Origin of the sequence: Microbacterium sp. ISL-59 (genome assembly GCF_018613945.1) — a bacterium.
Classification (GTDB): Bacteria; Actinomycetota; Actinomycetes; order Actinomycetales; family Microbacteriaceae; genus Microbacterium; species Microbacterium oxydans_B.
Window position 1 is genome coordinate 187,536 of record NZ_JAGGPG010000004.1, and the last position, 11,773, is coordinate 199,308.

Sequence of the window (11,773 nt, forward strand, 5' to 3'; positions counted from 1 at the left end):
CTTGTGGAGCAAGATCAACGCTGATTGCGAGGTAGGTTGCTCTTCGTTCTTCGGTCCCACTATAGTGGCGGAAGCGCTTACGAAAGCGCTTTCGCTACGATGACGTAGGAGACTCGGATGACTGCACCCAGACACGGTCGACGGATCGCGGCAGCGATCGGAACGCTGTCGATCGCCGCGCTCACGGTTTCGGCCTGCTCGGCCCCCGGCGATCAGGCGGAGGGGGGTGGATCCGACGATCCTATCGTCATCGGCATCTCGCTGCCGCTCACGGGCGACTTCTCCGAACCGGGCAAGGGTGTCGAGCGAGGCTATGAGGCCTGGCGCGACATCGTCAACGAGAACGGCGGCCTCCTCGGACGCCAGGTCGAACTCAAGATCCTCGACGACCAGTCCAACGCCGACCGCGTCGTCTCCGACTACGAGTCGCTGATCGCACAGGACGGCGTCGACCTCGTCTTCGGTCCGTTCTCGACGCGACTCGTCGTTCCCTCGGCGCGCGTCGCCCAGGAATACGGCATGCTCTTCGTCGAGCCGGCCGGCGCGGCGGAAGAGGTCTTCGAGCAGGGCTTCGACAACCTCTTCTACGCGGCCCCCGCGATCGCGAACGACCACTACAACAACCTCGCCGACTACCTGCTCGCGCTTCCGGAGGAGGAGAGGCCCGAGACGGTCGCCGTCGCTGCGATGGACGACCCCTTCGCGCAGGGCACCGCCTACGGCCTCCGGGACAAGCTCGAAGAGGGTGGCGTCGAGGTCGTCGTGAACGAGGTCTATCCGCCGAACACGACCGACTTCTCCACCATCGCGGCCAAGATCGCGCAGTCGGACGCCGACATGGTCATCGGCGGCACGCAGTATCAGGATGCGGTCAACCTGATCATCGCCCTCCAGCAGCTGAACTATCAGCCGGAGCTCGCTGCGTTCTCGACCGCACCGACCAACCCCGAGTTCGCCGCCGCGATCGGCGGTGCGACCGAGGGCATCCTCGCCCCCACCGGTTACTCGCCGAAGTCGCAGTTCCCCAGCAACATCGAGTTCGTCGAGAAGTACACCGAGATGCACGGCAACCCGCCGTCCGAGGACGAGGCCAACGCCTACACGACCGGTCAGGTCGTCGCCGCTGCGGTCGAGGCCGCGGGCTGCGCCGAGCAGGGCGAGTGCCAGCAGGAGCTCATCGACTGGCTGCGCGACAACTCCGTCGACACCGTCGTCGGCGAGCTCAGCTGGGACGAGACGGGCAAGCCCACCGGCGCCCACCTCATCCAGCAGTGGATCGACGGCGAGATCCTGATCGTCCTCCCGGACGACGTCAAGGAAGCCGACTTCCTCTTCCCGAAGCCGACGTGGTGATCCGCACATCGTGAGTGGAGCACTGCTGCTGCAAAGCCTGATCCTCGGCATCCTGCTGGGAGGGCTCTACGCCCTCCTGGCGGCCGGGCTCACGCTGTACTTCGGAATCATGCGCGTCGTCATGATCGCGCACTCCGCCTTCCTCATCCTGGCTGCGTACCTCGCGTGGTGGTTCAACCGGGAGACCGGCATCGACCCCCTCGTGTCGCTCGTCGTCACGGTGCCCCTGTTCTTCCTGACCGGCGTCGTGATGCAGCGACTGCTCGTCTCGAGGCTCAAGCCCCTGACCCTGACCATGATGTCGGTGCTGCTCACCTTCGCCGTGGCGCTGATCATCGAGGGGGCGCTCGGGTTCTTCTTCACCGGGACCCAGCGCCGCATCCCGCTTCCTTATGCGAGTGCGAGCCTCGACTTCTTCGGCGCCCAGGTGCCGGTGGTCAAGCTCATCGCCTTCGGGCTGGCGGCCGTCGCCCTCGCGCTCCTGTTCGTGCTGCTGAAGTACACGAAGTTCGGGCAGGCGCTGCGGGCGACGATCCAGCATCCCGAGGCCGCGCGACTGGTCGGCATCAACACCGACCGGGTCGCCGGCTACGGGTTCGGTCTCGGACTCGCCACGGCGGCGATCGGCGGCACCGCGCTCTCGCTCGACGCCACGATCTACCCGTCGCTGCACTGGCACTGGATCGGCCCGCTCATGGCGATCATCGTCGTCGGCGGACTCGGCAGCATCCCGGGTGCGGCCATCGCGGCTCTCGTCCTCGGGATCGCGCAGAGCCTGCTCCAGCTCCCGCTGGGGCCGACCTGGGCACAGACGGTGTTCTACGTCGCCCTGTTCGCCACGCTCATGTTCCGTCCGCAAGGATTCTTCGGAGGTCGTCTTGCCCAGCGTTTCTAGCAGAGAGCCGATCCCGACCGAGACGGTTGTGATCGCTCCATCCGCCCCCGTGCGGCGCTCGTCGTCGAAGTGGGTGCGGATCGTCCTCCTCGTCGTGGGCGCAGCCCTCGTCCTCTCCTTCCCGACCATCGCCCCGAACCCGTACATCCTGTCGGCGGGCGTCGTCATCCTCAACTACGCCGTGCTGTCGACGGGGTGGAACTTCATGGGCGGGTTCACGGGCTACATCTCCCTCGGACACGCCGCCTACTTCGGGCTCGGCGCCTACGGCACCGGCCTCCTCATCAAGTACCTGGCGCTGCCCGGCTTCGTCGCCTGGATCCTCGCGGCCGTGCTCGTCTCGATCATCGCGATCCCGATCGGCATCGCCGCCCTCCGGGTGCGCGGCGCCTCGTTCGTGATCGTGTCGATCGCCTTCGTGCTCATCATGCTGCTGGTCTTCCAGAGCTGGCGCGAGGTCACCGGCGGCTCCGAGGGACTCAACGTCCCGCGTCCGTTCGACGTGCTGCGGCCCGAGCACCACCGCATCTTCTACTACCTGTTCGCGGGCCTCCTGGCCTTCGCGCTCGTCGTGTGGTGGATCATCGACCGGTCCAAGTTCGGCACTGCGCTCAAGTCGGTGCGCGAAGACGAAGACAAGGCGCAGGCACTCGGCGTGCCCACCACGCGCTACAAGCTGATCGCCTACGTGCTGTCGGCGCTGTTCGTGTCACTGGGCGGCGGACTGTACGCGCTGTGGTTCGGAGACCTGGACCCCATCTTCCAGTTCTCGATCCTCATCGGCTCGTACATGGTGCTGATGGCGCTGCTCGGCGGGGTGCGCAACCTCTTCGGTCCGCTGCTCGGCGCCGTCGTCGTCGGCCTCGCGCTCGAGTATTTCAAGCTCGAGTTCGGCGACACCCAGTTCCACCTCATCGCCACCGGCATCCTGCTCGGCATCGTCGTGCTCTTCATGCCCGACGGCATCATCCCCGCCGTGAAGGGACTGTTCACGCGGTCGTCTAACGAGGCCTCGATCCGCGAGTTGACCGCCGGGCAGCTGCTCGAGCAGAACGAGAAGCGGGCAGCGGATGCTTCGGCCCGAACAGCGGATGCCTCGACGAAGGAGACGTCGTCATGAACGCCCCCACGGCACAGCCCACAACGCTGGAGAGTCTGAGCACGGTCGAGATGACCAAGTCGTTCGGCGGCGTCACCGCCGTCGACGGTGCGACGGTCAACTTCCAGGAGGGCAAGGTCAACGGCCTGATCGGGCCCAACGGCTCGGGTAAGACCACCTTCTTCAACTGCGTGACCGGCATGATCAAGCCCGACTCGGGCGAGGTGCGTTACCGGGGGCAGGCGATCACCCGCAAGTCGCCCGACCGCATCGCCCGTGCCGGCATCGGCCGCAGCTTCCAGCTGTGCCGGGTCTTCCCTCGCATGACAGTGATGGAGAACCTGCTCGTGGCGGTGCGCAGCACGAGCATCCGCCAGCAGCTGCGCTCGGCGCACGATCCGGAGGAGTTGGAGCGGGCGCGCGGCTGGCTGCGACGTGTCGGCATCGACCACCTCGAGCACGCCGAGGCGCGCAACCTCAGCTACGGCCAGCAGAAGCTGCTCGAGCTGGCGGGCGTGCTCATGGGCGAGCCCGACACGATCATGCTCGACGAGCCCGCGGGAGGCGTGAACCCCGCCCTCATCGGACGCATCGCCACCCTGGTGCGCGAGCTCAACGACGAGGGCAAGACGTTCATCATCGTCGAGCACAACATGGAGATGGTCATGAGCCTGTGCGACCACGTCGTGGTGTTCGACCGCGGGCGTCAGATCGCCGAGGGAACGCCTGAGATCATCCAGCAAGACCCGCGAGTCCTGGAGGCCTACCTTGGAGTCTGAAGCGAAGAACCTGCTCGAGCTGCGCGACATCGAGGCCGGCTACGGTCGGGCGGCGCTCGTGCTCCGCGGGCTCACCGTCGAGGTGCCGCCCGGATCGGTCGTCTGCCTCGTCGGGCCCAACGGTGCCGGCAAGTCGACCGTGCTCAAGGTGGCATCCGGCATGCTCAAGCCCCGCTCGGGCAGCATCCGCGTCGATGGTCGTGACATCACCGGCGAGGGACCGCAGTCGATGCTGCGGCACGGGCTCGCGCACGTGCTGCAGGGGCACAGTGTGTTCCGGGAGATGACGGTCGGCGAGAACGTGATGCTCGGGGCCTTCACCCTCAAGGATCAGAAGGTCATCCAGGAGCGCGTCGATTTCGTGCAGAACCTCTTCCCGATCGTGGGGGAGCGGTGGAAGCAGCTCGCCGGCCTACTCTCGGGCGGTCAGCAGAAGCAGGTCGAGTTCGCGCGGTCGCTCATGGTGAGCCCGAAGGTCGTGCTCCTCGACGAGCCGTCGATGGGCCTCGACCCCAAGACGACCGAGAAGGTGTTCGAGCAGATCGTGCGTATGCGCGACGCGGGCACCGCCGTGCTGCTCGTCGAGCAGAACGCGCGACGGGCGCTCGAGACCGCGGATATCGGGTGCGTGCTCGACCTCGGCCGGGTGCACATCTCGGGGCCGGCATCCGAGCTCCTCGCGGATCCGACCCTCGCCGCGCTGTATCTCGGCGGCAAGCCCACCGTCCCCGACGCGGGATGAACCTCCGGCGGGAGGAGGCAGTGACTGCCTCCTCCCGCCTTTCTCGTCCATCCGACGAAAGCGCTTGCGAAAGCGTTTCCGCCCCCGACCCGCAGTACCGTTCCACACCTTCTCCGCTGCAGTGCCGCCCCGGAGAAGGCGGCACGACCCATCGGCACGACACCACACGACGACGACGTTGAGAGGTTTCTGATGCACGAACGATCCATGCGACCCGCGAGCTCGAGCACTCGATCGGCAGCACCTCCTCCTCGATCGGTCGGGGTGCGACGAACGGGTGCGCTGGTCGCCGCCGCGGCCGTCGTCGGAGCCTTGCTCACCGCGACCCCCGCTGCCGCGGCGGAACCCTTCACCGAGCTGGTCGACTTCGAGGCGTACGAGCGCGTCGCGCTGAACGGGCAGGACGGATGGACGTCATCCGCGGCTCCGCGTGTGATCGCCGACCCGCTCAACGGCAACAACCAGGTCGTCGAGTCCGTGGGCGGCGGGCAGCAGTCGTATCGTGCGATCCCGGCCATCGCCGAGGGTGACACCGGCACGCTGTTCTTCCGCTTCCTGCGCACCGGCAGCGTCGACACCTCGTTCGGCCTCACCGATGTGGATGCGCCGAACGACTACGTGAACAGCCGTGCCTACGTGAACAACCAGAACGACGACGTGCTGCGCGTGCGCGACGGCGGAGCCTTCAAGCCCGCGGGCGTGTGGTCGAAGGACGCCTGGCAGTGCGTGTGGATCGTCGCCGACAACGCGACCGACAAGGTCACCGTGTACAGCCAGGGCGGCGCGTACGAGGAGCAGACCCGCCTCCCGGAGGGGACCGAGCAGCAGTTCGGCTTCCGCCAGGCGGTGAACGGCGCGCTCGACCGGTTCTTCTGGAAGAACGGCGCCACCAGCACGGGACGGCTCCTGCTCGACGACGTGGCCGTCGACAACACGGGGGAGAACCTCGCGATCGCGACGGGCAACCCCGGCGACTGCGCACCGGGAGGCACGGCGAACGAGCCGCTGCTCAACCCGCTGCCCGACCCCGCGCTCGCCGACCTCGGCATCGAGGTGACCGAGCTCGCTCAGCTTCCGAAGTCGCAGACGACCCCGGCCACGCAGGATCAGCGTCTGGTGCGGCACAACCGCATCACGCACCTCGACGAGGTGCCCGATGACTCCGGTCGGCTGATGGTGCCCGACAACAACGACATCCTCTATCTGGTCGACAAGGAATCGGGCGAGTACGTGCCGTACCTCAGCGTCCGGAACGAGTTCATCGACAACTTCCACAACAGCGCAGGGCTCGGCACGGGTCTCGGGTCCGCCGAGTTCCACCCGGACTTCGCCGAGAACGGGCTGTTCTACACCGTGCACACCGAGGGCGGCACGGCGCTGACCGAAGACACTCCGGACTTCCCGGCCTTCGGCACCACCGCGTTCCACAGCGTGATCACCGAGTGGAAGGCCGATGACCCCTCGGCGGCGACCTTCGCCGGCACGCACCGCGAGGTCATGCGCATCCCGTTCGCGGGCCGCGTGCACACCGTGCAGCAGATCGCGTTCAACCCGACGGTGTCGGAGGGCGATGCCGACTACGGCAACCTCTACGTCCTCGTCGGCGACGGCGGCAACGGAGTCGGCAACGGCAACCCGCAGGACCTGGCCACACCCCAGGGCAAGATCCTGCGCGTGAACCCGACCGGCGACGACAGCGAGAACGGCGAGTACGGCGTTCCGGCCGACAACCCGTTCGTCGATGACGCGGATGCGCTGCCGGAGATCTACGCCGTCGGCATGCGCGACCCGCACCGCATCAGCTGGGACACCGAGGGCGACCACACCATGTACCTCGCGCACATCGGCGAGTGGCAGGTCGAGTCGGTCTACGCCGTCGAGCCGGGAGACAACTTCGGCTGGTCGGTGCGAGAGGGGTCGTTCCTCGCCGAGAATCGACAGATCTTCCCGCTGCCGAAGGACGATGCCGAGAACGGCTTCACCTACCCGGTGGCCGCCTACGATCACAACCGCGACCCCGGTCAGACCGGCGATGCGGGAGTGGCCGTGAACGGCGGATTCGTCTACCGCGGCGACATCCCCGAACTTCAGGGACGCTACCTCTTCACCGACCTGGTGCGCGGCTGGGTGCTGTCGACGGATGCCGAGGAGATGGTGCGCAACGACGGAGACATCGACGACCTCGCCACGATCGAGGAGCTGCGGGTGTTCGCCGACGGTGAGGAGACCACGTTCCAGGAGCTGGTCGGCGACAAGCGCGTCGACCTGCGGTTTGGCTCGGACGCCGACGGCGAGCTCTACCTCGTCTCCAAGGCGAACGGCAAGATCTGGAAGGTCACCGGGGCGCGCTCGGTCGATGAGCCGACCAACCCGTTCGTGCTCCCGGCGCTCGCGCCGAACCTCGTCACGCACCACGACTTCGACCACCCGGATGCGGCGAAGCCGACGATCGAGGTCGACCAGGGGCGCTCCGGCACCGACATCTCGCTGATCAACGGCGGGGTCGAGATGCGGGTCGCCGACCGCGCCTACCCCGGTGCGGGCGAGGCGCTGCAGACCCAGCAGATGAGTCCGCGGACCGCGTCGAACGACGACTGGAAGGCGGGCATCTACGATGCGAAGGGCGTCGAGTCGCTGGACGCGTTCGCCGGCACGGACAAGGCCGCCGTCATGGGCTGGTTCAAGCCGACCGGCGATCACCCCGCCCTGAACTCGGGGACCGCGAACCCGGACGACGTGTACAACGCGATCGGTCTCGCGGGCGTGCTCACCGGCACCTCCGACGGACACGCCGTGCGGGCACTGCTCGAGGTCATCACGGTCGACGGCGAGCTCAAGCTCGTGGCGCTCGGGCGTCGCGTCGACGGCGCCGGCTCGTGGACGTTCGCGGCCGACCTGCCGTGGAACGAGATCCTCAAGAAGGGGCAGTGGGTGCACCTCGCTGCGACCTTCGACTTCGCGGCGGGCGAGATGAAGCTGTTCATGAACGGCGAGCCGCTGGCGGGCAAGTACACCGCGGCGAACCCGTGGGGTGAAGGATCCACGTCCGACACCGCACCGGCCGGCATCAAGATCGGCGGCAGCTTCCCGCAGAACACGAAGGAGGCCAACCCGTTCAACGGGCGGATGGACGACATCATGCTGCTCGACACCGTGCCGACGGCCGAGCAGGTCGCCGCACAGTACGCGCTGTACGCTGTGCCGCCGGTCGAACCGCCGACGCCGCCCACCTGCACGCCCGACGGCGAGGTCATCACCGACGTGATGGCGGAGGGTGATTGGGCGCCGCGGACCCCGGCCAAGTGGGACTTCCCCGGCGACGAGGTCGTGCTCACCGAGGCCGGCACCAATCCGAACGACGGCATCCGCCGACCGTTCGAGTACGCCGTCCTCACCGAAGGACCGGAGCTCGGATCGTTCGACCTCACCGGTCAGGTGCGTCTCGACGAGAAGGCATCCGTGAACAACCGCGACGTGATCATCGTCTTCGGCTGGAAGTCGGACACGGAGTATTACTACGCGCACCTCTCACAGGACAACTCGATCTACCCGCACAACGGCATCTTCAAGGTGAACAAGGCCGACCGCGAGCGGATCGACGACCAGTGGGACGGCGCGGTCGGTGCCCCGCCGGCGGTCACCGATGAGGAGTGGCACGACGTGCGCGTGGTCCGCTGCGTGGACAGCGGCGACATCGCCGTCTACGTCGACGGACTCGACACCCCGCTGATGACCGCGAACGACAAGACGTTCCCCGAGGGTCGGGTGGGCTTCGGCTCGTTCGACAACTTCGGGCGTCTCCGCGACCTCTCGGTCACGGCGGCGGCGACGGACACCACGGCTCCCGCGGCGACCGTCAAGAGCGGCGCGGAGTTCACGGTCGGTCGTGACGGCATCTACAGCCAGGTGTCGTTCAAGCTCCACGACGAGGGGAAGATCGACCGTCTGACCCTCAACGGCGTCGAGAAGGATCTGACCGACAACGTCTGGTCCGACCTGAACCACGTGAAGCCGGGAGTGTTCGGCGCCGTGGCCGGGGCGAACACGCTGGTCGTGTACGACGTGGCGGGCAACGCCACCACGGTCACCTTCACGCTCGACGTCACGGCTCCCGCCGTCACGGTCAAGGAGGGTGGCCAGTACACCGTCGGTGCGAACGGCTCCTACAGCCTGGTGTCGTACAAGCTCAACGATGCAGGCAAGGTCGATCGGCTGACGGTCAACGGAGTGGCGAAGGATCTGACCGACAACGTCTGGTCCGACCTCAACTTCGTGAAGCCGGGTGCCTTCGGCGCCAAGGCCGGGGCGAACACGCTGGTCGTCTACGACGTGGCGGGCAACGCCACGACCGTGCCGTTCACGCTGACCGGCGCCGGCGGGTAGTCGCGATCTCGCATGAAGCGGCCTCGGGGACGGATTCTGTCTCCGAGGCCGCTCTGCGTATGTGTGTCAGACGACGGCCGAACTCGCGCGGGCGAAGAGCGTGGGCGTCATCGTGATCGTGCGGTGCGTGTGGTCTGCGGGGTCGGAGATCTCCTCGTAGAGCACCTGGGCGGCGGTGCGGCCCATCTCGTGTCCCGGCTGGCCGACGCTGGTGATCGGGATCGAGCTGTCCTGCGCGAAATGGTTGTTGTCGTAGCCGACCACCGCGATGTCCGAGGGCACATGCATGCCGGCAAGCTGCATGGTCTGGATCGCTCCCGCGGCCAGCGCGTCAGCAGCGGCGAACAGTCCTTCGGGGCGTTCGCCGACGGGGCGCGAGCTGAGCATCTCGCCGAGCGCATAGCCGCCGCGCACGGTGATGCTGCGCGTCTCGATCGTCTCGAGGTGGGCGTCGGCGACCTCGGCCACCGCCCGCTGCGCTCCGATGTGACGCTGGGCGATCGCGGAGAGCGAGAACGGGCCTCCGGCGAAGGCCAGGCGTCGTAGCCCCTGGTCGAGCAGATGCCTGGTCGCGAGGTAGCCGCCGAGCTCCTCGTCGACGACCACGCCGCAGGCGTCGTCATCTCCCGACCAGTTCACGTGCACGACGGGCATGCCGCGGTGGCGGGCGGCGCGAGCGGCATCGAGCGGTGCGTCGAGCGGCGCGAGGAGGATGCCGGCCACCTTCGCCTCCTCGAACACGCTGATGTAGGAGTCCTGCTTCGCGAGGTTCACGTCGCTGTTGGCGAGGAGGAGGCGGATGTTGTGCGCGTCGAGCTCTTCCTCGACGCCGCGCGCCATGTCGACGAAGAACGAGTTGCCGACATCGACGACCACGAAACCCACGGTGTCCGCTCGCCCGGTGACGAGGGAGCGCGCGGCGTTGTTGCGCACGAACCCGAGTTCGTCGATGGCGTTCAGTACCCGCTCGCGCGTCTCCTGGGCGACGATCTGCGGATTGTTCAGCACGTTCGACACCGTGCCGAGGGCGACACCCGCGTGCCGGGCGACGTCTGCCATCACCGGGCGGGGCCGACTCGCGTCGGGGGAGGTGTTCATGTGTTCGTCGTCCGTTCGTCACGAATTGCCATTTGCATCTTGGAGCGCTTCAAGCGTACTATCTGAAGCGCTTCAAGTGTGTGATCAATGCGGCTCGCCCGTTTCAAGGAGGAAATCATGAAGCTGACCACAGCACGGCTCTGGAGACGCGGTGCGATCACCGCCATCGCCGGAGCATCGGCCCTCGCACTCACCGCATGCGGCGGCGGCGGGGGATCGACGGCGGGCACCGACTCGCTGTCCCTGTTCGTGAACGTAGAGAACACCGAAGTACCCGCCATCCTGGAGACGCTCGCCGGTGCGTCCTGCTCCGCCGAGGCTGACACCCTGCCGCTCGATGTCGAGACGGTGCCGCAGTCGAACCTCGACCAGCAGCTGCAGCTCAAGGCCGGCCAGGGCGACCTGCCGGTGCTCTTCAGCGCGGGCAACGCCCCTGCACTGACCAAGACCCTCGCCGATTCGGGCAACGTCGCCGACTTCGAGGAGATCCTCACCGACCTCGACGTGATCGACAACATCGAGCCCGCGGCGATCTCGACCATCGAGAACCTCTACGGCGGCTTCCGCGTGCTGCCCTTCGAATACAACGTCGAGGGCATCTGGTACAACAAGGCGATCTTCGCCGAGCAGGGCATCGACGAGCCGCAGACCTTCGACGAGCTCGCCGCCGCCGCCGCGAAGCTCGAGGCGGCCGGCATCCAGCCGTTCTCCGCGAGTGGCGAGCAGGGCTGGCCCATCACGCGCCTCATCTCCGGCTACCTCTTCCGCGACCTCGGTCCGGACGCACTGCAGAAGGTCGCCGACGGCGAGGCGAAGCTCACCGACCCCGAGTACGTGGCCGCCGCGCAGGCGATCGCCGACCTCGGCGCCGAGGGCTACTTCGGCAAGGGCGTCGGCTCCATCGACATGGCCACCAGCGAGAACCAGTTCCTCAACGGCTCCGCGGCGATGTTCTACATGGGCTCGTGGTTCCTGAGCCAGGCGAACGACCCCGAGGTGAACCAGATCGGCGCCGAGAACGTCGGCTTCATGCCGTTCCCGGGCGTCGAGGGCGGTAAGGGCGACCGCTCGCAGCTCGCCGCCAACGTGGGCCTGCCCATCACGATGAACGCCAAGGCCGTGAACGACGACACCGAGGCGTGGCTGTCCTGCATCACCGAGAACTACGGCTCCGTGGCACTCGAGCAGGAGAACCGCGTGTCCGGCTTCGCGCTGAACACCGAGGTCACCGATGTGCCGCCGCTCACGCAGCTCATCCAGGAGCAGGTCGCCGACACCGAGACGACCGTCCTCTGGTTCGAGGCGCTGTTCTCTGCGGAGGCCACGACCACGAGCCAGCGCAACGCGGCACCGCTGATCACCGGCAGTGTCTCCGCCGAGGAGTTCATGTCGATGATCCAGGCGGACCTCGACTAGCGAGAAAA

8 protein-coding genes are annotated in these 11,773 nt (G+C 67.3%); 7 read left to right on the forward strand and 1 reads right to left on the reverse strand.

Features of this window, described 5'->3' with window-relative positions:
* Nucleotides 1-117 precede the first annotated feature (117 nt).
* The 6 genes from J7E45_RS14395 (at nucleotide 118) to J7E45_RS14420 (ending at nucleotide 9,251) form a co-directional block, all read left to right on the forward strand.
* Nucleotides 118-1,353: an amino acid ABC transporter substrate-binding protein gene (locus J7E45_RS14395; RefSeq protein WP_197021047.1), complete on the forward strand. Its 1,236-nt coding sequence runs from the start codon at nucleotides 118-120 to the stop codon at nucleotides 1,351-1,353.
* Nucleotides 1,354-1,363: 10 nt separating this feature from the next.
* Complete coding sequence (locus J7E45_RS14400) at nucleotides 1,364-2,248, forward strand: branched-chain amino acid ABC transporter permease (protein ID WP_091028649.1); 885 nt, start codon at nucleotides 1,364-1,366, stop codon at nucleotides 2,246-2,248.
* A 28-nt stretch (nucleotides 2,249-2,276) separates the two neighbouring features.
* Complete coding sequence (locus tag J7E45_RS14405) at nucleotides 2,277-3,368, forward strand: branched-chain amino acid ABC transporter permease (protein ID WP_244175863.1); 1,092 nt, start codon at nucleotides 2,277-2,279, stop codon at nucleotides 3,366-3,368.
* Nucleotides 3,365-4,126, forward strand: coding sequence for an ABC transporter ATP-binding protein (locus tag J7E45_RS14410; RefSeq protein ID WP_215070199.1), 762 nt, complete (start codon nucleotides 3,365-3,367; stop codon nucleotides 4,124-4,126). The genes J7E45_RS14405 and J7E45_RS14410 overlap by 4 nt, the downstream gene beginning before the upstream one ends.
* On the forward strand, nucleotides 4,116-4,868 hold the full coding sequence (locus J7E45_RS14415) for an ABC transporter ATP-binding protein (protein ID WP_029262176.1): 753 nt from the start codon (nucleotides 4,116-4,118) through the stop codon (nucleotides 4,866-4,868). The genes J7E45_RS14410 and J7E45_RS14415 overlap by 11 nt, the downstream gene beginning before the upstream one ends.
* A 264-nt stretch (nucleotides 4,869-5,132) precedes the next feature.
* Nucleotides 5,133-9,251: a PQQ-dependent sugar dehydrogenase gene (locus tag J7E45_RS14420; RefSeq protein ID WP_308162140.1), complete on the forward strand. Its 4,119-nt coding sequence runs from the start codon at nucleotides 5,133-5,135 to the stop codon at nucleotides 9,249-9,251.
* A gap of 66 nt (nucleotides 9,252-9,317) precedes the next feature.
* Here J7E45_RS14420 and J7E45_RS14425 read toward each other — a convergent pair whose 3' ends face one another.
* Nucleotides 9,318-10,349 carry a LacI family DNA-binding transcriptional regulator gene (locus tag J7E45_RS14425; RefSeq protein ID WP_215070201.1) on the reverse strand — a complete coding sequence of 344 codons (1,032 nt, stop codon included), beginning with the start codon at nucleotides 10,347-10,349 and terminating at the stop codon, nucleotides 9,318-9,320.
* A gap of 117 nt (nucleotides 10,350-10,466) precedes the next feature.
* On the opposite strand from J7E45_RS14425, the gene J7E45_RS14430 reads away from it, so the two are divergent.
* Nucleotides 10,467-11,765: an extracellular solute-binding protein gene (locus J7E45_RS14430; protein WP_215070203.1), complete on the forward strand. Its 1,299-nt coding sequence runs from the start codon at nucleotides 10,467-10,469 to the stop codon at nucleotides 11,763-11,765.
* Nucleotides 11,766-11,773 lie beyond the last annotated feature (8 nt).

Bases quoted from the DNA above. Each gene is read 5' to 3' on its own strand.
- J7E45_RS14395 (WP_197021047.1), top strand. From the start codon at position 118: ATGACTGCACCCAGACACGGTCGACGGATCGCGGCAGCGATCGGAACG.
- J7E45_RS14410 (WP_215070199.1), top strand. From the start codon at position 3,365: ATGAACGCCCCCACGGCACAGCCCACAACGCTGGAGAGTCTGAGCACG.
- J7E45_RS14425 (WP_215070201.1), bottom strand. From the start codon at position 10,349: ATGAACACCTCCCCCGACGCGAGTCGGCCCCGCCCGGTGATGGCAGAC.
- J7E45_RS14430 (WP_215070203.1), top strand. From the start codon at position 10,467: ATGAAGCTGACCACAGCACGGCTCTGGAGACGCGGTGCGATCACCGCC.